The sequence below is a fragment of the Desulfuromonas sp. CSMB_57 genome (assembly GCF_020194955.2).
GTDB lineage: Bacteria > Desulfobacterota > Desulfuromonadia > Desulfuromonadales > Syntrophotaleaceae > JAFCIY02.
In genome coordinates, this window is sequence record NZ_JAFCIY020000055.1 from 37749 (window position 1) to 57535 (window position 19787).

21 protein-coding genes and 1 tRNA gene are annotated in these 19787 nt (G+C 61.1%); 17 read left to right on the forward strand and 5 right to left on the reverse strand.

The window, feature by feature from the left end:
- The first annotated feature begins 101 nt into the window (after positions 1-101).
- Positions 102-623 carry a GNAT family N-acetyltransferase gene (locus JQN68_RS13425; RefSeq protein ID WP_225073123.1) on the forward strand — a complete coding sequence of 174 codons (522 nt, stop codon included), beginning with the start codon at positions 102-104 and terminating at the stop codon, positions 621-623.
- The gene (locus JQN68_RS13430; protein ID WP_225073124.1) at positions 604-1773 is read left to right on the forward strand and encodes a M20 family metallopeptidase; all 1170 of its coding nucleotides are present in this window, start codon (positions 604-606) and stop codon (positions 1771-1773) included. The genes JQN68_RS13425 and JQN68_RS13430 overlap by 20 nt, the downstream gene beginning before the upstream one ends.
- Here the strand turns inward: JQN68_RS13430 and JQN68_RS13435 are convergent.
- Positions 1746-2741: a sugar phosphate nucleotidyltransferase gene (locus JQN68_RS13435; protein ID WP_225073125.1), complete on the reverse strand. Its 996-nt coding sequence runs from the start codon at positions 2739-2741 to the stop codon at positions 1746-1748. The two genes, JQN68_RS13430 and JQN68_RS13435, sit on opposite strands and share 28 nt — an antisense overlap.
- Before the next feature lie 237 nt (positions 2742-2978).
- On the opposite strand from JQN68_RS13435, the gene hslO reads away from it, so the two are divergent.
- From hslO to JQN68_RS13455, 4 genes are all read left to right on the forward strand, one after another.
- On the forward strand, positions 2979-3845 hold the full coding sequence (gene hslO, locus JQN68_RS13440) for an Hsp33 family molecular chaperone HslO (protein WP_225073126.1): 867 nt from the start codon (positions 2979-2981) through the stop codon (positions 3843-3845).
- Positions 3846-3966: 121 nt separating this feature from the next.
- Positions 3967-5253 carry a glycosyltransferase gene (locus tag JQN68_RS13445; RefSeq protein ID WP_225073127.1) on the forward strand — a complete coding sequence of 429 codons (1287 nt, stop codon included), beginning with the start codon at positions 3967-3969 and terminating at the stop codon, positions 5251-5253.
- Positions 5250-5933, forward strand: a complete 684-nt coding sequence (locus tag JQN68_RS13450; protein WP_225073128.1) for a lysophospholipid acyltransferase family protein — start codon at positions 5250-5252, stop codon at positions 5931-5933. The genes JQN68_RS13445 and JQN68_RS13450 overlap by 4 nt, the downstream gene beginning before the upstream one ends.
- 22 nt (positions 5934-5955) lie before the next feature.
- Positions 5956-7605: an alpha-keto acid decarboxylase family protein gene (locus tag JQN68_RS13455; RefSeq protein WP_225073129.1), complete on the forward strand. Its 1650-nt coding sequence runs from the start codon at positions 5956-5958 to the stop codon at positions 7603-7605.
- Between the two features lie 206 nt (positions 7606-7811).
- Here JQN68_RS13455 and JQN68_RS13460 read toward each other — a convergent pair whose 3' ends face one another.
- From JQN68_RS13460 to JQN68_RS13470, 3 genes are read right to left on the reverse strand one after another with little or no spacing between them, the layout of a single operon-like run.
- A complete protein-coding gene (locus JQN68_RS13460; RefSeq protein WP_225073130.1) occupies positions 7812-8339 on the reverse strand; it encodes a DUF6691 family protein in 528 nt (175 codons plus the stop codon).
- Positions 8340-8342: 3 nt separating this feature from the next.
- Positions 8343-8858, reverse strand: a complete 516-nt coding sequence (locus JQN68_RS13465; RefSeq protein ID WP_225073131.1) for a YeeE/YedE thiosulfate transporter family protein — start codon at positions 8856-8858, stop codon at positions 8343-8345.
- 54 nt (positions 8859-8912) lie between these two features.
- Entirely contained in the window at positions 8913-9482 is a 570-nt protein-coding gene (locus JQN68_RS13470) for a thioesterase family protein (RefSeq protein ID WP_225073132.1), read from the reverse strand.
- A gap of 225 nt (positions 9483-9707) precedes the next feature.
- Between JQN68_RS13470 and JQN68_RS13475 the strand changes: the two genes are divergently transcribed.
- From JQN68_RS13475 to rnk, 7 genes are all read left to right on the forward strand, one after another.
- The gene (locus JQN68_RS13475) at positions 9708-10595 is read left to right on the forward strand and encodes a SprT family zinc-dependent metalloprotease (RefSeq protein ID WP_225073133.1); all 888 of its coding nucleotides are present in this window, start codon (positions 9708-9710) and stop codon (positions 10593-10595) included.
- Between the two features lie 191 nt (positions 10596-10786).
- Positions 10787-11098, forward strand: coding sequence for a cupin domain-containing protein (locus tag JQN68_RS13480; RefSeq protein ID WP_225073134.1), 312 nt, complete (start codon positions 10787-10789; stop codon positions 11096-11098).
- An 81-nt stretch (positions 11099-11179) separates the two neighbouring features.
- Positions 11180-11524, forward strand: a complete 345-nt coding sequence (locus JQN68_RS13485) for a cupin domain-containing protein (RefSeq protein WP_225073135.1) — start codon at positions 11180-11182, stop codon at positions 11522-11524.
- A 14-nt stretch (positions 11525-11538) separates the two neighbouring features.
- Complete coding sequence (locus JQN68_RS13490) at positions 11539-12729, forward strand: anaerobic nitric oxide reductase flavorubredoxin (RefSeq protein ID WP_225073136.1); 1191 nt, start codon at positions 11539-11541, stop codon at positions 12727-12729.
- 171 nt (positions 12730-12900) lie between these two features.
- Positions 12901-13368, forward strand: a complete 468-nt coding sequence (locus tag JQN68_RS13495) for a Fur family transcriptional regulator (RefSeq protein WP_225073137.1) — start codon at positions 12901-12903, stop codon at positions 13366-13368.
- A 156-nt stretch (positions 13369-13524) separates the two neighbouring features.
- A complete protein-coding gene (rbr, locus tag JQN68_RS13500; RefSeq protein ID WP_225073138.1) occupies positions 13525-14100 on the forward strand; it encodes a rubrerythrin in 576 nt (191 codons plus the stop codon).
- A 230-nt stretch (positions 14101-14330) separates the two neighbouring features.
- Positions 14331-14747, forward strand: coding sequence for a nucleoside diphosphate kinase regulator (gene rnk / locus JQN68_RS13505; RefSeq protein ID WP_225073139.1), 417 nt, complete (start codon positions 14331-14333; stop codon positions 14745-14747).
- Between the two features lie 73 nt (positions 14748-14820).
- On the opposite strand, the gene JQN68_RS13510 is transcribed toward rnk, so the two are convergent.
- A tRNA-Phe gene (locus JQN68_RS13510) sits at positions 14821-14896 on the reverse strand.
- 152 nt (positions 14897-15048) lie between these two features.
- Between JQN68_RS13510 and JQN68_RS13515 the strand changes: the two genes are divergently transcribed.
- The 4 genes from JQN68_RS13515 to aroF all read left to right on the forward strand — a co-directional run.
- Positions 15049-15732: a DUF5752 family protein gene (locus JQN68_RS13515; protein ID WP_225073140.1), complete on the forward strand. Its 684-nt coding sequence runs from the start codon at positions 15049-15051 to the stop codon at positions 15730-15732.
- Positions 15732-16997, forward strand: coding sequence for a glycosyltransferase (locus JQN68_RS13520; protein ID WP_249621243.1), 1266 nt, complete (start codon positions 15732-15734; stop codon positions 16995-16997). The genes JQN68_RS13515 and JQN68_RS13520 overlap by 1 nt, the downstream gene beginning before the upstream one ends.
- Positions 16998-17021: 24 nt before the next feature.
- Positions 17022-18464, forward strand: a complete 1443-nt coding sequence (locus JQN68_RS13525) for an alpha,alpha-trehalose-phosphate synthase (UDP-forming) (RefSeq protein WP_225073142.1) — start codon at positions 17022-17024, stop codon at positions 18462-18464.
- Between the two features lie 305 nt (positions 18465-18769).
- Positions 18770-19787, forward strand: a 1018-nt coding sequence (gene aroF / locus JQN68_RS13530) for a 3-deoxy-7-phosphoheptulonate synthase (RefSeq protein WP_225073143.1), incomplete at its 3' end; no start/stop codon positions are given.

Genomic DNA, 19787 nt, shown 5'->3' on the forward strand with positions numbered 1-19787 from the left:
CTCCGGTCATGATAACGATTCCATCCACTCCGGGCAAGGGCGGCAAGCGTTTTGATTTGCTATACTTTTCAGGAACCCTGTGCCCTTGGAAAGGAATTCCCATGAACCAGGCGTCAACAACCCGGAGCGGCAGGTTACGCATTCGGGAAATGACCATCGACGATCTGTCCGAGGTGTTTCATATCGGCGAGGAGATCTTTACCGCCGATCTGTTTCCGACTCTGTATCGCACCTGGGATGAATACGAAATCACCACCCTGTTCAATTCCGACAGCGAACTGTGTCTGGTCGGTGAGATCGACGACCGCATCGTCGGCTTTGCCCTCGGCACGACGGTGGAAAAACATCGCTCGCCTTGGAAATACGGCTACCTGGTCTGGCTCGGGGTCAGTCCGACGGTGCAGAAGGGCCGCATCGGCGTGCGGTTGTTTCGTGACTTGAAAAGGCGCATGCGCGAGCAGGGAGTGCGCATGATCATCATCGACACCGCCGCCAACAATCAACCGGCCCTGGCCTTTTTTCGCAAGCAGGGATTCGGCAATCCTCAGCAGCATGTCTACATGACCCTCAACCTGACCCGCAAACGCAAGCAAGGGAGCCGCCATGATGAGCCTGTGGCGTGATCTGCGTCGTCACCTCCAACCTGAACGTCTGCGTCGCCTGTTGCACGCTATGGTTGAAATCTATTCGCCTTCGGGCAAGGAGGGCGATATCCAGCTGTTCCTGGAGACCATCCTGCGGCAGGGGGGATGGCAGGTGTTGCGGGAAGTGGTCGACGAGGAGCGGTTCAACCTGCGTTGCGTGCCAACCGGGACCGAGCCCGATTTCTACCTGGTCGGTCATGTCGATACGGTGCCGGATTGGGAACTGCAGGAGCAGGGCCCGGTGGAAAGGAACGGGATGCTGCACGGCCTCGGCGCCGCCGATATGAAGGCCGGTTGTGCGGCCATGGTGGAAGCCTTTCTGGTGCTGGCCGAGCATTTCCCGGCAGAACGGCGACCCGCCGCGGGATTGTTGCTGGTGGTGGGAGAGGAGGAGGACGGGGCCGGCAGCACCGCCTTTCTGGAACAACGCCGCCCCGCCTGGGTGGTCATCGGCGAACCGACCGGATTGACCGCCTGCTGCGCCCATTACGGCTACCTGGAGGCGGTTCTGACCACCCGCGGCCGCCGCAGCCACGCCTCCTTGCCGGAACACGGCCACAATGCCGTGGAAGCCATGCTGCGTACCCTGCTGTACCTGGGCCGTGCACCCTTGCTGCGACGGGCCGATCACGGCCTGGTCTATTCCATACGCGAAATGAACTCCTCCCGGGCGGGCTTCGTCATCCCCGACCGTTGCGAAACCTGGATCGATCTGCATCTGCCGCCGCACATGTCCCCCGCGGAACCCATCAATGCTCTGCGGCGGCGCCTGGCGGCGGCCGGCCGGCAGCTGTCTGAACTGGACCTGGAGATCGCCTTTCCCTGGTCCAGTCAGGGTTATGATCTGGGCATCGATCACTGGCCGGCCCATTGTCTGCGCGAAGTGTTGCCCGAGCTGTCACGACCGGTCCGGTTCGGAGCCTTTCGCTCCCATTCCGACGGCAACCTGTTCTTTGAGCAGGGCTGCCGGCCCCTGCTGCTGGGCCCCGGTGCCCTGGAAACGGCCCACACTCCTGAAGAACAGGTCCCGCTGCAGGAGGTGACGGATGCTGCCGCACTGTACCTGGCCCTGTGCCTGGCGGCGCCGGTCAAGGACGAGGCTCAGCCCTCCATCTCAATGAGGGAATGATCGCCGACATTCATGCGGCGCGGAGTACCGGTGAGCCGCACGGCCTGACCCAGAATGCTGTCGCGCAGATTCATGGCGCGCAACTGGCAATCGGCGTTGATGATGGAGTCGCTGACGATGCAATTTTCGATGACCGTCCCCGGCGCCACCGAAACGTTGGGACCGATGATACATGACCGTACCGTGACCCCTTCGGCAATATGGACCGGCGGCAGCACCACCGTGTCGATCAGTTCGCCGCGACACAGGTGCCGCTCCTTGAGGAGGAAACGGTTGGTTTCCAGTAGGGTTTCCGGCTTGCCGCAATCAAGCCAGGCATCGATTTCCGGCGCCCGGAAGCAAAACCCCTCGCCAACCATGCGCATGAATACCGCCGGCAGATAGAATTCGCCCTTGACCGTTTCCCCGGCGTTGATGGTCTGTTCCAGGTATTTCATGAAGCCTTTGGCGTCCTTGAGATAATACAGGCCGACCTGGGCCAGGCGCGAAATGGGCGTGTCCGGCTTTTCAACCATGTCGACGATAAAACCGTCCTGCACCACGTTGACGCCGAAACGCTGGTAGTCCTCCACCTCCTTGGAGTAAATCAACCCGTCGCAGCCGGCCACCAGTTCCGGGATCCGCGTCAGGTCGGTAACGAAAATGGTGTCATTGAACACCACCAGGACATCGTCGCCCGGCTCGATGCGGGGTGCGGCCAGGGACACGGCGTGGGCCGGACCGAGGCGTTCGTGCTGGACGATATAACTGCAGCGCAGATCGGGAAAACAACGCTGCATGAAACGCTCAATCTGTTCGCCGTTGTCGTCGGTGATGAAGATCAGCTCATCGGCAGCCAGCACTTTCAGGCGCTCGATGATGTGCTCCAGGACCGTCTTGCCTGCTACCTGCACCAGGGATTTGGCCCGGGTATGGGTGTGGGGGCGTAAGCGGGTCCCTTTACCGGCCACCGGCAGAATGATTTTCATGACTCCTCCATAAGTGCAATTGGTGTCTTGTCACAAACGCGCCATTTCCGCTAGTATCCGTCCGGCACTTCCCGAAAAACCGGCTTTGCAAAGCGGTTGCAGCGCTGCCCGGGAAAGTTCCCGGCGGGGCTGGGGCGAAGAACCGCAGCGGTGCGGTTTCGTGCAAGACTATAGCGACAAACCGGCCGCCGGGCAAGCTGTCCCTGGCCATTAACCATTACCACAGGATTCCATGGCATGAAGGATCATCTGATTCGCATCACGACCGTCGACGGCACCTGGCGGGCCACCGCCGCCGTCACCACCGCCTTGGTTGAGGAAATCCGCCGCCGCCAGGACAGCGACCCCATCGCCACCATGGCCATCGGCCGCCTGGCGACCGGAGCCGCCCTGTTGGGCAGCCTGCTCAAGGATGACCAACGCCTGGCCATCATGGTCGAAGGCAACGGTCCCCTGCAAAAACTGCACGCCGAGACCGATGCCCGCGGCCGGGTCCGGGGTGCATTGAAAGTGCCCCGGATTCCCCTGGCCGAAACCATGACCCAGCTTTCCGTCGCCGAGGCTGTGGGGCGAGCGGGCTTTTTGCATGTCGTCAAGGATCTGGGCCTGAAGGAACCCTATCGGGGCATGGTCCAACTGGTCAGCAGCGAAATCGCCGAGGACCTGGCCTATTACCTGACCACCTCGGAGCAGATCCCCTCCTCCGTGGCCTTGGGCGTCGCCCTGCAGGAAGACGGCCGGGTCGGCGTTGCCGGCGGCTTCCTGATTCAGGCCCTGCCGCCGGTGGATGAGAGCGCCGTGGCGCTGTTGGAGGATCGTCTGCGGCAACTGCCCTCGACCACGACCCTGCTGCGCGAGGGCCTCGGGCCCCGCCAAATCCTGGAGCAACTGTTTGCCGGCCTGCCGTTTCATGACCATGGCGAAACCGCTCTGTCCTTTCACTGCGGTTGCCACCGCCGACAGATCCTGCAGTTACTGCGGGCCCTTGGACGTCAAGAACTGGAAGACATCCTGGCGAGCGGCGAGGCACCGGTGGTGACCTGCGAATATTGCGGCGAACGCTATCCCGTAACCCGGGAAGAACTGGCCGCCCTGCTGCATTAAACAAACGCCCCGACCGCCCCTGCTGGTCGAAAGACAAAAACCGGTTACAATGAAACAGAACTCCGCCAGCGACAGGAAGGCGGCATGATCTGCTCCCCGACCGGAATGAATACGACCGCAGATGCGAATCTTGATGGTGACCAATACCTTCACACCCCATGTCGGCGGCGTGGCGCGCAGCGTCCAGGGCTTTCGCGACGCCCTGTGCCGGGCGGGCCACGAGGTCATGGTGGCTGCCCCGGAGTTCGACGGCGCCCCCGTCGACGAACCGGGAGTGGTGCGATTTCCAGCCTGGAAGCATTTCCACCACAGTGATTTTTCCATTCCCATGCCGGTCCCCGGTCGCCTGGCCAGGCACGTGCGGGCTTTCGCCCCCGATCTGGTCCACTCCCATCACCCCTTTCTGCTCGGTCACACCGCCTTGCGTATCGCCGCCCAGCACGGTCTGCCGGTAGTCTTCACCCACCACACCATGTATGAGCGCTACACCCACTACCTGCCGCTGGATTCCCGACGCCTGCAGCGATTCGCCGTGGAGTTGGCGGTCGGGTACTGCAACCTGTGCGATGCGGTGGTGGCACCAAGCTGTACCGTAGCCGAATGCCTGCGGGAACGGGGAGTAAAAACCCCGCTCCGGGTCATCCCCACCGGGGTCGAAGTGGACCACTTTCAGGCCGGTAACGGCAACCGTTTTCGCCAGAGCTGCCAGATTCCGCAGGACGCCCTGCTGCTCGGCTACCTGGGTCGTCTGTCCGCCGAAAAGAACCTCGGGTTCCTCTCCCGCACCGTCAGCCGATTCCTGCAGAACCGGCCCGATGCCCACTGGCTGGTCGCCGGTCAAGGTCCGGCCAGGGAGATTGTCCAGGCCGCCTGCGCGGCTGCCGGGGTCGGAGCACGGCTGCATCTGGCCGGCGTGCTGCAAAAAGAGGAATTGGCCGATGCCTACCGCGCCATGGATGCTTTCGTGTTTGCATCCCAGAGCGAAACCCAGGGCATGGTGCTGGCCGAAGCCATGGCCGCCGGCACACCGGTAGTGGCCGTCGATGCGCCAGGGGTTCGGGATATCGTCCGGGACGGGCGCAACGGCCGCCTCCTGGCCACCGAAAATGAAGAGGAATTCATAGCCGCCCTGGCCTGGCTGGCCGAACTGCCGGCCGCCGAACGTATGCGCCTGGCCGAACAGGCCGCCGCCACCGCCCGCCGGTTTTCCATGGCCCGCAGTGTCGCCAAACTGCTCCATCTCTATGGCCTGGTGCTGGACCAGGCCCCCCGTTCCACGGGCAATGGCGCCTGGCGAAAAACGGCCAAACGCCTTGAGGAAGAATGGAAAATTCTCTACAACATCGCCCAGGCGGTCAACGAAGCACTACGCAGTGCCGCGCTATCCGGACCGAAAAGCGCGCCATGACCCGCAGCCCTGTATGGCAACGCTCAGCGGCGGATATCCTGACCAGTCTCCTGGGCACCCTGGTCTATCTGCTGTTACGGCTTTGGAGCGGAACCTGGCGCCGGAGCCTGCAGGGCATGGAGCAGCTGAAAACCTTGCAGCGGCAAAACCGACGAACCCTGGTGTTGTTCTGGCACGGCAGTTATTTACCGCTATTTGTCCTGATGCAAGAGCAACGCGCCTGTGCTCTGACCAATCGCTCCTGGCGGGGCCGGATCATCGCCGCCACCGCCCGGCGCTTCGGCTACGACGCTCTGCAACTGCCGGAGGAGCAGGGCAAGGAATTCCTGCGCGCCCTGCGCCAGGCCCTCCATGAACACACCCTTTGGGGGATCGCCGCCGACGGCCCCCTCGGCCCCTATCACCAGATCAAGCCGCGGACAGTCGAACTCGCCGCCCATTTCGGCTTTACCCTGCTGCCTGTTGAAGTAGCCGCCAATCGCTGCTGGCGCCTGAAGAAACGCTGGGACGGCATGGTTCTGCCGCTGCCCTTTGCACGCGTTGCCCTGGCCGTCGGCCCGCCTCTACAGTTGCCGAAGCGTCTCGATGAAGCACAAGCCGCACAATGGGCCCAGCAGGCAGCGGCCGCCCTGGCGGACTGCGGGCAACGGGCCCGCCGCCTGTTGGCCGCACCCCGGTAATAACCCGATCACGGAGGCTGCCATGACCCTGTCAACCACCGTCAGCCAGTATCTCATCCGTCGTCTTTTGGAGTACGGCGTCGAACATGTTTTCGGCGTGCCGGGCGACTACTTTCTGAACTTCTGCCACCAACTGGAAGAAAGCCCTCTGCAGTTCATCAATACCAGCGACGAACAGGGGGCCGGCTTCGCCGCCGATGCCTACGCCCGGCTGCGCGGCATGGGCGTGGTCTGCGTGACCTATTGCGTCGGTGGACTGAAACTGGCTAATACCACCGCCCAGGCCTATGCCGAAAAATCGCCGGTGGTGGTGATCAGCGGCGCGCCGGGACTCAACGAGCGGCTCCGCGATCCCCTGCTGCATCACAAGGTCCGGGATTTCGCCACCCAGTTGCGCATCTTCCGGGAGTTGACCGCAGCCGCCACCGATCTGACCGACGTGGACAACGGTTGCTGCGAAATCGACCGGGTGCTGGACACCGCCTGGCGCTGCAAGCGGCCGGTCTACATCGAACTGCCCCGGGATTTGACGGAGTGCTCCTGCCAGACCCCCTGCCGTCCACGGCTGCAGCCCGCTGCCGGCGATGGGGCGCAGTTGGCGGAAGCCCTGGACGAAATCCAAAATCGCCTGAGCCGGGCCCGACGGCCCGTCATTCTGGCCGGCATCGAGGTGCAGCGTTACGGCCTGCAGGAGGCGCTCCTGGATCTTCTAAAACGCACCGGGCTGCCCTTCGCCACCACCCTGCTGGCCAAATCCGTACTACCGGAGGATCATCCGCAGTTCATCGGGCTCTATGAAGGGGCGCTGGGCGCGGACCGGGTCCGGCAGCAGATCGAAGACAGCGACTGCCTGCTGCTCCTCGGCGCATTCCTGACCGACATCAACCTGGGCATCTTTACCGCGCGCCTCGACCCGTCCCGTACCATCTACGCCACCAGCGAACGCACCACCGTCGGCCATCACGCCTATCCCGAAGTCTATCTCCCGGATCTGTTGGACTCCCTGCGGAAAGCCAAGCTGACCGTTCCGCCGATACCGGCCGCCACGCAGCGTCCGGCGGCAGCCCCCTGGGCCGTTTCTGAAAAGCCCATCACCATCGCCCGGCTCATGGTCTGCCTGGAATCGTTTCTGGCCGCCGATACCGTTCTGCTCGCCGACCCGGGCGAGGCCCTGTTTGCCGCCGCCGATCTGACCATCCGCCATCCCGGCGCCTTTCTGGCCCCGGCCTACTATACCTCCATGGGCTTTGCCGTGCCGGGGGCCATCGGTGCCCAGCTGGCACGTCCCGACCTGCGTCCGGTGGTGCTGGTCGGCGACGGCGCCTTCCAGATGACCGGCATGGAACTGGCCACCGCCGCCCGCTTCGGTCTGACCCCCATCGTCATCGTCCTCAACAACTGCGGCTACAGCACTGAACGCCCGATGCTGGACGGCGCCTTCAACGACATCCCGGCGTGGCGCTTCAGTCGGCTGCCGGAGTTTCTCGGCAGCGGGCGCAGTTTTGATATTCACACCGAGAGCCAATTGGAGGCGGCCCTGAAACAGGCCATGGAGGACCAGAGCACCTGGGCTCTGCTGGAAATCCATCTGCATCCGGACGATCGTTCGCCGGCCCTGCAACGCTTGACGGAAGCGCTGGCCAAGCGGGTGCGGGGCCGCGACCAGGCCTGAAACCACACGGGGCGCTGTCTTGGACAGCGCCCCGCGGTTTGCACAAATCCATAGCTTTCCGCAACGATTCAGCACCCGTGAAAAAGAGTCTCGCACCCCCATGCCGAGGGTGTCTGGCGCCCGGATGGCGCCAGCCAAGCCCCAGGGATGGGTTCATGCGGCCCTCGGCGTGGGGGCGCGAGACTCTTTACTGAACCCCTTTACCCTCATAACCCTTTTTTCTCAAACCAGCGAAACAGCGCCAGAGCGCCGAGACCGAAGATAACCACCAGCAGCCAATGGTTGACGCCGAGCACCTGCGGCAGGGTGATCTTGCCATAGTCGCCCCAAGTAAGGAGGGTGCGGGTCAACAGCGGATACACTTCCGCAAACAGGCCGGCGCCCGCCACCATGCCGGCGATGGCCCACAGGGCATCCCAGCGCCCCTCGCCAAGGGCGCCCAGGGAGGTGCCCGGGCAATACCCGACCAGACCCCAGCCGATGCCGAAGATCAGTCCGCCGACAATATTGGCGCCGAGGATGGTCGGCTTGATGGACAGCTTAACCAATTCCTGGTCGTAGAGCAGGAAGAGCCCCACCATGCCGACCACTACCGTGGAAAGCATGAATTTGACGATGGTCATGTCCTGCAGTCGCAAGGCGGCAAGCTGTTTGTCGTAGCGCAACACCCGGCCTTTCTGCAGCAGAAAACCGAACAGCAATCCCGTCACCAATCCGCTCAGCAGCAGTTTCATATGTCACCTTCCGCGGTAAATGAGCCGGGCCATCAGCAGGCCACCGGCAAAAAAGCAGACCAGAGAAATGTAGCCGCTGACCGCCAACTGCATGGTGCCGCTGAGACCATGGCCGCTCGGACAACCGTCCGCGAGCCGGGCCCCGAAAATCAGCACCACCCCGCCGCAAAAAGCGGCGACGGCCCGCAGAGCGCGGCTGTTGGCGCCAAAACGCTCCTGCCACATGTCCGGCAGGGCCTGCCAGCGAAAGCTGCGGGAGGTGACGGCGGAGAGCAGAGCGCCGAGCAGAATCCCGACCAGGAACATCCACTGCCAGTCGATTTTCGGGGTCGTCTTGACGAAATACTCCAATTGTGCCACCCGTTCCGGCATGAACAGGCGTTCGATGAGTCCGGCCGCCCGCACAAAAGTGGTGGAGGCACCGAAAAACATGCCGCTATACCACGCCGACAGCACACTCACCAAACCGGCCAGACCGCCGGCCAGGTAGGGGTTCCAACCTCCGTCCCGCTGTTGCATGAATCCCGCTCCTTTCTGAATGTTGCAAAAGTTCGCAGCGCCTCTCATGGCGCATCAGACAGCTGTACTGGCTGCTCCGACCGGCACGCTGTCCCGAAAATGGTCGCGCTTGTCCTCGAGCAGTCGCTGCCAGGCGCGAATCGCCTCCGGCAAGGGCGGCGATTTCTGCGGGCCGCCGGCCAGAGCCGCCACGACCGACGGAGCCACCACCCCGTCGCGGCCCAAAAACGCCGCCCGTCCCAGGGAAACGGCATGCAACGTGCCGGGGGATTCGAACCGATGCTCGAGATAGAGGTATTTTTCATCCCAACCAAGGACCCGAAGGGATATGCTAAAACGCTGCAGGGGAGCCAGCGGCCGGATGAAAGTGATCTCCACCGCATTGAGGACCGGCTGCCAGCGACGACGCAGCAGTTCGCGCAACAGCCCGGTGCGGCCCAGATGATAGATCCGCACCGGATCCATGAGACTGAAATAACGGCCGTTGGTCAGGTGCAGGTTGGCATCGCAGTCCAGCGGCCAGGCCCGAAAGGGCAGGGACACCTCATCGGTGATTGTGAGCCGGGCCCCCCTGGTTCGCCAGAGGCGCAGCAACATGAGCAGCAACCTGAAATAAAGATTCACGTTCTCTCTACCTGCAAAAGAATGTTAAGTTCGCCCGGGACTCCGGGGTGGCAAAAGCAACCCCGGGCTCAGGATATCCGGCCTCATGGCGAAATTCAAGGGTGCCGAATGGATGGATTAACAGCCTGACTGCTTCGGGCGTCTTGGAACTGGATCATTTTATCCTATTTTGCCATGATAGTTCTTTACCGGGCTTTTTATCATTCCAGGCTGGGAGCCGTCGTCGTGCCGAAACCATCCAAATCCGCACCCTTAGCCGTCGGGAATCGCGTTCAGCTCACCCACCAGGGACGTGCCGTATCCGGCGTGGTAGCCCACATCGGCACCCGGGGAGCGTTTATTCTCTGCGATGACCGACAGTGGTTGCAGGTTCCTCTGGCCGCCTTGGACAGCGCTCAAGCACCCCTATCGGGCAAGGCGCCGGCCGCTCCGCTGATGCCTGCGGCCACGTCAGATGTGCCGGTTTTCCGCGTCAGCGAGTCCGTAGCTTTTGACTTTCGGGGCCGGCCTGTCGAGGGTCGAATCACCCGGCTCAATCCCAAGCGCGCCTTGGTCCTGGGCGAAGACGGACGGGAATTTCAGGTGCCCTATAGCCGGCTCAGCCGTCCGGCCGGCGCAAATGAGGTGCTGCCAACTCAAGACGACCCACTGGCCGCTGTCACCGACCAGGCGCAGGAACTGCTGCGGCAACACGGCCTGCCCGACTGGCGGTTTCGGTTCGACCACGGCAGCCGCCGTGCCGGCTGCTGTCGTTTCGACCGCAAGGAGATTTCCCTGGCCCGGCAGTTTGCCCTGGTCGCTCCGGCGGAAGAAATCCGCGACACCCTGCTGCATGAAATCGCCCATGCCCTGGTCGGCAAGAAGCATAACCACGACGCCGTCTGGCGGGCCAAGGCCATGGCCATCGGCGGGACCGGCCGTCGTTGTCATTCCCTGCGTTTTGCGCCGCCGCGCTACATTGTCTTCTGCACCCGGGGGTGCTGGATCGCCACCGCCGAGCGCTGGCGTCGCAATGTGATCTGCCGCCGTTGTCATGGCGACATCCACTATCAGACTTATACCGAAGAACGCTGGCGGCAGCTCAAACCCGACGGGCCCCAAACTCCCTCCTGAATTTCTCGGCAACAGTTCAAGGTTGCCACCGGTGCCGCAAAGCAACTTGTCCGTAAATAATCCCCGAATTGATCTCCATCAAGCTTCCGTTCCTCTCTTCCCGCTATAGTTTCACCATCCGCAGTCAAAAGTCACCCTGTCCCGGGGGCACCCACAAGGAAATGTTTTCCCATCAGGGAGGATCGTGAATCATGCAAATCATCGAACTGCTCAAAGCCGCGACCATCGACGTGCCCTTCGAAGCCCGCAAGCTCGTCACCCTGCCGGGACTGGAGCTGGTGCACATGGTGCTGGAGACGGGTCAGAGCGTACCCGCCCATGCTCTGCCCATTACTGTTCTGTTCTACGTGCTGTCCGGCACCGGCACCCTAGAGGTGGACGCCCGCACCGAAACCGTGGGTTCCGATACTCTGGCCCTCGTTCCGGCCCACGCCCAGCGCGGCTGGACCAACCACGGCAGCACCCCCTTGCGCCTGCTGGTGGTCAAGCAGATGGCCTCTTAGGGGCGCCTAACGCGCGCCCGGCGTGCTTCGCAGTGGCGAATTTCAATGCGCCTTCCACGACAAAAATCGAAAGGATCTGCTATGATTAAGGTCACATCCATGGCCCGCCTTGAACCTCAGGCCAACCCACACCAGGTCAAGGCGCACAAACTCTATGATACCGAACATGCCCAGGCCATGCACCTGGACCTGGCACCCGGCCAGTCCCTTAAAAAGCACATCACACCGGTGGATGTCTTCTTCTATGTGCTGGAGGGAACCGGGGTGGTGGAAATTGGCGACGAACAGGAAACCGTCACCGCCGACAGCCTGGTGGACAGCCCGGCTCACATTGCCCATTGCTGGCATAACCGCAGCGATGGCCCCCTGCGCATCCTGGTGGTGAAGGTGCCGAGGCCGACGGCGCCGACCAAGTTCATAACCTGAAAGGAGCAGGCCCCATGAGCATTCCGATTACCGAAAGCGTCACCTGGGTAGGCAAGATCGACTGGGAATTACGCAAATTCCATGGTGAGGAATATTCGACCCATCGGGGCTCAACCTACAATTCATACCTGGTGCGCGACCAGAAAACAGCCCTCATCGACACGGTCTGGGCCCCCTTCGCCAAGGAATTTGTGGATCGCCTGTTCGAAGTGGTGCGTCCGGAGGACATCGATTTCGTCATCGCCAATCATGCGGAATCGGACCATAGCGGCGCCCTGCCGGAACTGATGCGCCATCTGCCGGGCAAGCCCATCTACTGCACCGCCAACGGCATCAAGTCTCTGCGCGGCCACTATCATCAGGATTGGAATTTCCAGCCGGTCAAGACCGGCGATCGCCTGTCCCTCGGCAACCGCGAACTGATCTTCGTCGAAGCGCCCATGCTGCACTGGCCGGACAGCATGTTCTGCTATCTGACCGGCGAAGAAATCCTGTTCTCCAACGATGCTTTCGGTCAACATCTCGCCGCCGAGGAGCCTTTCAATGACCGCGTCGATCCCTGCGAGCTTTGGGCCGAGTGCATCAAATACTACGCCAACATCCTCACGCCCTTCAGCCCGCTGGTGAAAAAGAAGATCGAAGAATTCGTCAGCCTGAAGCTGCCCCTGAAGATGATCTGCACCAGCCACGGCGTCATCTGGCGCGACAATCCCCTGCAGATCGTCGAGCAATACCTGGCCTGGGCAGAAGCCTACCAGGAAAACCAGGTGACCATTCTCTACGACACCATGTGGAACGCCACCCGGATCATGGCTGAAACCATCGCCGCCGGCCTGCGCCAGGCGGCACCGGATTTGACCGTGAAAATCTTCAACTGCGCACGCTCGGACAAAAACGATCTGATTACCGAGGTGTTCCGTTCCAAGGCGATTCTGCTCGGCTCGCCGACCATCAACCAGGGCATTCTCTCGGCCGTGGCCGGGCTCCTTGAGGAGATGCGCGGCCTGCGCTTCCGCAACAAGCGGGCCGCGGCCTTCGGTTCCTTTGGCTGGAGCGGTGAGTGTGTGAAGCTGCTGACGGAGAAATTGGCTGAAGCCGGTTTCGAAACGGTGGAGGAGGGTCTGCGTCTGTCCTGGCAGCCGGACGGGGAAGGGCTGGAGCAGTGCCGCAGCTTCGGCCAAAATTTCGCAGCCAAGATCCGGTGAATTGCAGTTGTCGCCAGCGCCCCTTTGTCCGCCATACCGGCCCCATGGTGAACCTTGTCCTGGGGCCGGACGTCTATTCAGGCAGCCTTCGTGCAAATGGTTGAGCCAAGGCCTTGACATGGGCAGTTAAAGAACTATATTCGCAGATAGGAATTATTATCAAGAGGTCCCATGACCAAATCGATGTCATCTGATTATTCCGACTCGCATCTGCTTCGAGCCCTGCGCGAGGCCTGTCGGATATCGGGGATGCGGTTGACGCCCCAGCGATTGGAAGTGTATCGGGAGTTGGCGCGGTCCGAAGATCATCCTTCCGCGGAAGAATTACATCAGAGGTTGCTCGAGCGCATGCCCTCCCTGTCCCTGGATACGGTATATCGCACCCTGGCAACCTTTGCCCGCCATGGTCTGATTCACAAGCTGGATACGGCTGAAAGCCAGGGACGGTTCGAAGTGGCGGACGACACCCACCACCACTTGGTCTGCAGTCGCTGCAAGGAAATCATGGACTTTCACTGGCCCGGCTTCGATCAGTCCGGGGTTCCGGAAGAAATCGCTCACTGGGGCCGGATAGAAAGAAAGAACGCCGTGATTTATGGTATCTGCAACAAATGCCTGAAGAAGGATCGGACCGGCTGACCTGGGAAGCGAAGCGATTCCTCGTTTATCTCCCCGAAACAGGTTTCTAGGCTTGACCCATTGCCGGCATCTATTGAACGTGGGCTTGCTCACCCTGTTAAGCCCAATGTCCCATCCAACGCCCGCAAGGGCCTATTATGACAAGGAGCATGGATCGTGAAGAGCGTCAAAGGCACCGAAACCGAAAAGAATCTTCTGAAATCCTTTTCCGGCGAAAGCCAGGCCCGCAATCGCTACACCTATTTTTCTTCCGTGGCACGTAAAGAGGGCTTCGTGCAGATCGCTGATATCTTTGATGAAACCTCCGCCCAGGAAAAAGAGCATGCCAAGCGCTTCTTCAAATTCCTGGAAGGCGGCGACCTGGAAATCACCGCCTGTTTCCCGGCCGGCAAGATCGGCACCACGGCGGAAAACCTGTTGGCTGCGGCCATGGGCGAACATGAAGAACATACGGATCTGTATCCGGCCTTCGCCGCCGTGGCCGACCAGGAAGGCTTCGCCGAAATCGCCGCCGTTTGGCGCGCCATTTCGGTGGCGGAGAAACAGCACGAAAAGCGTTACCGCGACCTGCTGGCCAACATCGAAAGCAATCGCGTATTCGAGCGCTCCGATAAGGCAGTCTGGCGTTGCCGCAACTGCGGCTACCTGCATGAAAATCACAAGGCCCCCGAACTCTGCCCGGCCTGTGCCCATCCCAAAGCCCACTTCGAACTGCTGGGCGAAAACTGGTAAGGCAGCGTTTGATGCAACACGACTGATTGCCTTTCATATAACAGCAGAGGGCCGCCTGTCCGTCGGGCTGCCCTCTGTGCCATGCTCCATTTGACAATTTCCGCCCTTACGGTTAGAGTCCAACTACCAGCTGGATTGTCTCCCTTCCGATCAGCGACCGGTTCATTTCGGTACTGCTCGGGAGGGTTTCGTTTTTTGCGCAATCAGCAAGATTGCCAAGGAGGCCGACCATGGAACAGAAGCAGGTTTTCCTCACCGAATACGATCACGACCGACTGCTCGAACTGATCGAATCCGCCAAGGAATATTATGCCCGGGATCAAGACTACCTTGAGCAACTTGAAGAGGATCTCAGCCGCTGTCGATTGGTGGATTCCAGATCCATTCCCGCCGACGTCGTGACCATGAATTCCCGGGTCAGAATCAGGGATCTGGACACCGACAAGGAGATGGAGGTCACCCTGGTTTTTCCCCAAAAAGCCAACCTGGAGGCGGGCCGCCTGTCCATTCTGTCCCCCATCGGTGCGGCCATCCTGGGCGGGGTTCAGGGGCAGGTGGTGCAGCGCAAGGTCCGCTCCGGCATCAAGCAGATCCGCATCGAGGCGATCCTCTACCAACCGGAAGCAGCCGGCAACTTCGATCTTTAACAATTCACGGATAGGCTGGAAAAAGAAAAAGGGGGTCGTCCTCGTGCAGAAGACAACCCCCTTCTTATTTTTATGGTGCCCAGAGCCGGAATCGAACCAGCGACACGTGGATTTTCAGTCCACTGCTCTACCGACTGAGCTATCTGGGCAAGTCGAAATCCGTTTATAAAGAATTCACTCCGACCTGTCAAGCAAAAAACCCGCACCTTGACATCCCCGCCCCGGCCTGCCTTTGCCACATTGAATTGTCGTGTTATTATTGACAGTATATGTGCCCGACAAATTAAAAGGAATTTCCAAAATGTCCGATTCCCACCCAGCACCAGACGCAGCCACGCCCTTTGCCCTCCGGGACTGCGCTCTGATCACCCTTTCCACCGGCTTTCGTGCTCAGAACCTGCGGGAGTTCAGGGAAGGGCTGACGCAGGTTCCGGTGGACAGCATCGCTCATCATTTCTGGGGGCGCCTGCTGCAACCTCTGTTTGACGAACCGGAATACAGCAATGATTTCGCCTCCTGGGCCTATCGGGGCCTGCATGACAAACCCCTGGCAGAACGGCTGAGCATGATTTTGCCCACCGACTTTGATTGCGAGGAGGATTTGCGCCAGGAACTGCTCGAGGTGGTGGAAGAACGCCTGGATGAAAGCGAGCTGATACCCTGGGCACGGGCCGACCAGTGGTTTTATTTCCTGCGTTCTCAACTCATTTCCTTCGATAGTGGCATGGAACTGGAAGATCCGCGGGATCTCGCCGCCTGCCTGCCAAATTTGTCCACGGGAAGCATCTACTACCACTTTATCGATGCCCGCAACCGTACTGCCGAGCGCTGCGACGATTTCAGCGCCTGGCTGATGAGTTGCGGCGCCCCCTTTGAGGAATTGGCGCGTCGGCTGGGCGATTTCGATCCCTATTTTTCCTCCCTGCGCGAAATTCGTCGAACCATCGCCCGCATTGCCCAGGATTTTTTCGAGGAGCTGGCCTGATGGAACAGCCGAAGCACGGGACAAATGCCGACTTCCTCGGACGCTATGCAACCGCGGCCGGAACGGGAGTCATTCACCACCTGCAGCAGCTGGCCGAACCTTTGAAGGGCGCCCGGGTCATCCACGTCAATTCAACCCGCGAAGGCGGGGGCGTCGCGGAAATTCTGCAGAAACTGCTGCCCCTGAAACAGGCTCTCGGCATGGATGCCCGCTGGGAAGTCATCAGTGGGTCACCCGCCTTTTACGAATGCACCAAGAGCTTTCACAATGCCCTGCAAGGCACCCAGACCAGCATTACCGACTCCCTGCTGGAAACCTATCGGCAGACCAACGCCGATACGGCGGAGAGACTGCGCCCTGTCCTTGAGGAAGCGGATTTTGTTTTCATTCACGATCCCCAGCCGGCCGCACTGCTGGCGCACCTGCCCACGCGCCGGGGCAAATGGATATGGCGCTGCCACATCGACGCCAGCCGGCCCTATCGCCCGGTGTGGAAATATCTGAAAAAATGGGTCACTCCCTATGACGCCAGCATCTTTTCCCTGCCGGAGTTCGCACAACCGCTGCCGCATCCGCAATACATTATCGCGCCGAGCATCGATCCCTTAAGTGAAAAGAACCGCGATCTGCCCGCGGCCGAAGTCGACAACATTTATGAGCGGTTCGGATTGGACCCCGATCTGCCCATCATTCTTCAGGTTTCGCGTTATGATCGTTTCAAGGATCCCGTCGGCGTGATTCGCGCCTTCAAGCTGGCGGCACGGCTGACCCCCATGCAACTGGTGCTGGCCGGAGGGGAGGCAACGGACGATCCGGAAGGAGCCGCGGTGCTTCATGAAGTCCGGCAGGCGGCCGGCGATGATCCCCGCATCCATGTGCTGCTGTTGCCTTCCGACGCTCACCGCGCCATCAATGCCCTGCAACGGGCTGCCACCATCGTCGTGCAGAAATCCCTGCGGGAAGGCTTCGGCCTGACGGTGACGGAGGGCATGTGGAAGGGCAAGCCGGTCATCGGCGGTGATACGGGGGGCATTCGTCTGCAGGTTTTTGACCAGTATACCGGTTTTCTGGTGCGGACTCCGGAAGGCGCCGCCCTGCGCATCCGCTACCTGCTGCAACGGCGGCGTCTGCTGGAGGAGATGGGCCAACGGGCCAAGCGGTTCGTCGCGGAAAACTTTCTCATCACCCGCCACCTGCGGGAATACCTGACCCTGCAGCTCAGCCTGCAGCAGACCGCGCAACAGCGCATGATGGTCGGACACTGACGATTCTCGCAAGGAGCATTCGCCATGACGGTTTCACAGCCCAAACGCCTGATAATCGTTTCCAACCGGCTGCCTGCAGTTTTCAGACAGGAAGGTGAGGACTGGACCCTGCAACCGGGCAGCGGTGGCCTGATCACCGCTTTGGCGCCCATCATGCAGCGCAGCCAGGGCCTGTGGATCGGCTGGCCGGGTTGCGGACCCCAAGCCGAACTGGGGCCGCTGCTGAAACAATTCCGGGAAGAGCAGGGCTATCAGCTGCTGCCGGTTCCCCTTTGCGAAGAAGATGTGGAACGCTATTACCGCGGCTTCGCCAACGAGGTTTTGTGGCCCCTGTTCCACGATTTGTTGGGCTATTGCCGCTTCGATCGCCAGAACTGGGAAGCCTATGGCTCGGTCAACCGCAAGTTTGCATCGGCCATCGCCGCCATCGCCGCCCCGGATGATTTTATCTGGGTGCATGATTACCAACTGCTCCTGGTCGGCGACGATTTGCGCCAGATGGGTGTCAAGCAGCGACTGGCCTTCTTTCTGCATATCCCCTTTCCCACCCCGGATCTGTTCCGCCGCCTGCCCTGGAAAATGCCGCTTCTCGAAGCCATGATGGAGTATGACCTGCTCGGCTTCCAGACCCTGGGCGACCGCCGCAATTTCGTCAATACGGTCATCACCCTGCTGCCGAAGGTGGAGGTCATCACCCGCCAGCGCCATCATACGCTGCTGCGCCATGAGGGCCGGATTATCAAGGTGGGCCATTTCCCCATCAGCATCGACTTCGATGAATTCAACGACGGCGCCCAGTCCCCCGAAGTCGAGGATGCCGCCTGGTATCTGCATGAAAACCTGCGCGGCCGCCAGCTGCTCCTGGGCATCGACCGGCTGGACTACACCAAGGGCCTGCCGGAACGGTTCCTGGCCTTTGAGAGAGCTCTCGAAAAATACCCGGACCTGCTCAAGCGCATCTCCCTGCTACAGGTGGTGGTCCCCAGCCGCACCCTGGTCCCCGACTACCAGAACCTCAAGGAATTGCTCGATCAACTGGCAGGACGCATCAATGCCCGCTTCGGCCAACCGGAATGGACACCGATTCACTATGCCTACCGGAGCCTGGACCGCACCCAATTGCTGGCCCGCTATCGCACCTCGGAGATCGCCTTGGTGACCCCCCTGCGGGACGGCATGAACCTGGTGGCCAAGGAATACTGTGCCTGCTCCGTGGACAACAACGGCGTGCTGATCCTCAGCGAATTTGCCGGCGCCGCCGAACAGCTCGGCAAAGGCGCGTTGCTGGTCAATCCCTACGATATCGACGACACGGCCGATGCCATCTACCGGGCGATCAACATGTCGGCCGAAGAGCGGCAACGGCGCATGGCCCTGCTGCGCGGCGAAATCCGCCGTAACGACGTGCACCGCTGGCTGCAGTGGTTCATCGAGTCGGCCCAGCAGGAGCCACCGACGGAGGAATGATATTTTTCTTGCCAGTCGGCCATTTATCTGCTAGGAAAAGACTTCATTCCTGACATGAGGATCGCCATGTTGTTCAGCAGCGCATTTTTTCCCTCCTTTTACTTTAGCGGCGGCTTTTTCTTTGGCCGGGCCGCCCAGGTAGGAGTCTGATGCGCTAGCGACGCGATCCATTGCGAAAATCAGAAAACCACGGGGTGGCCTTGACCGGCTCGACCGTGGTTTTTTCTTTTGGTAGGTCACCAGGGAAGAACGGTTGAGCCAGCCCCCCGGATAACCCCTCAGCGGCTTACCAAAGGAGCAACGCCATGATCATCGTCATGAAACAGGGCGCCGGCAAGGAACTGCTGGCCGAAGTCAAGAAACGCATCCGGGAACTGGGCTACAAGCCCCATGTCATTCACGGTGAAACCCGCAACGTCATCGGGGCCATCGGTGACGAGCGGGGGAAAACGGTCCTGCAATCCCTGGAATCCATGGCCGGGGTCGAGGCCGTAGTACCCATTCTCAAGCCCTACAAACTGGCCAGCCGTGAAGTCCGACCGGAACCGAGCGTCTTCAACCTGGCGCCGGGACTCGACATCGGCGGACGGAAACTGGTGGTCATGGCCGGTCCCTGCTCGGTGGAGGGAGAAAGCCAACTGTTGGAAACGGCCCAAGCGGTACAGGCTGCCGGCGCCAGTGTGCTGCGCGGCGGTGCCTTCAAACCGCGCACCAGTCCCTACGCGTTTCAGGGAATGGAGGAAGAAGGGCTGAAACTGCTGGCCCTGGCCCGGGAAAAGACCGGCTTGCCCATCATCACGGAGGTCGTCAATCCCAAGGACCTGGAACTGGTGGCCGGATATGCCGACATCCTCCAGGTCGGGGCCCGCAACGTCCAGAACTTCGCCCTGCTGAAGCTCCTCGGCCAACAGGACAAACCGGTACTGCTCAAGCGCGGCATGGCGACCACCATCCAGGAATTCCTCATGAGCGCCGAATACATCCTGGCCGAAGGCAATCAGCGGGTGATTCTTTGCGAGCGCGGCATCCGCACCTTCGAAACCGCGACCCGCAACACACTGGATCTGTCCGCCGTGCCGGTGCTCAAGGAACTGACCCACCTGCCGGTCATCGTCGATCCCTCCCATGCCACCGGACACGCCAGCCTGGTACCCGCCATGAGCTACGCGGCCGTGGCGGCCGGGTGCGACGGCCTGTTGGTCGAGGTACACAACAACCCGGAACAGGCTTCCTGCGACGGACCGCAATCCCTGACCCCGGCCCGCTTTGCCGAAACCATGACCCGCCTGCGGGCCTTCGCCGCCGCAGCGGACCGGGAAGTGT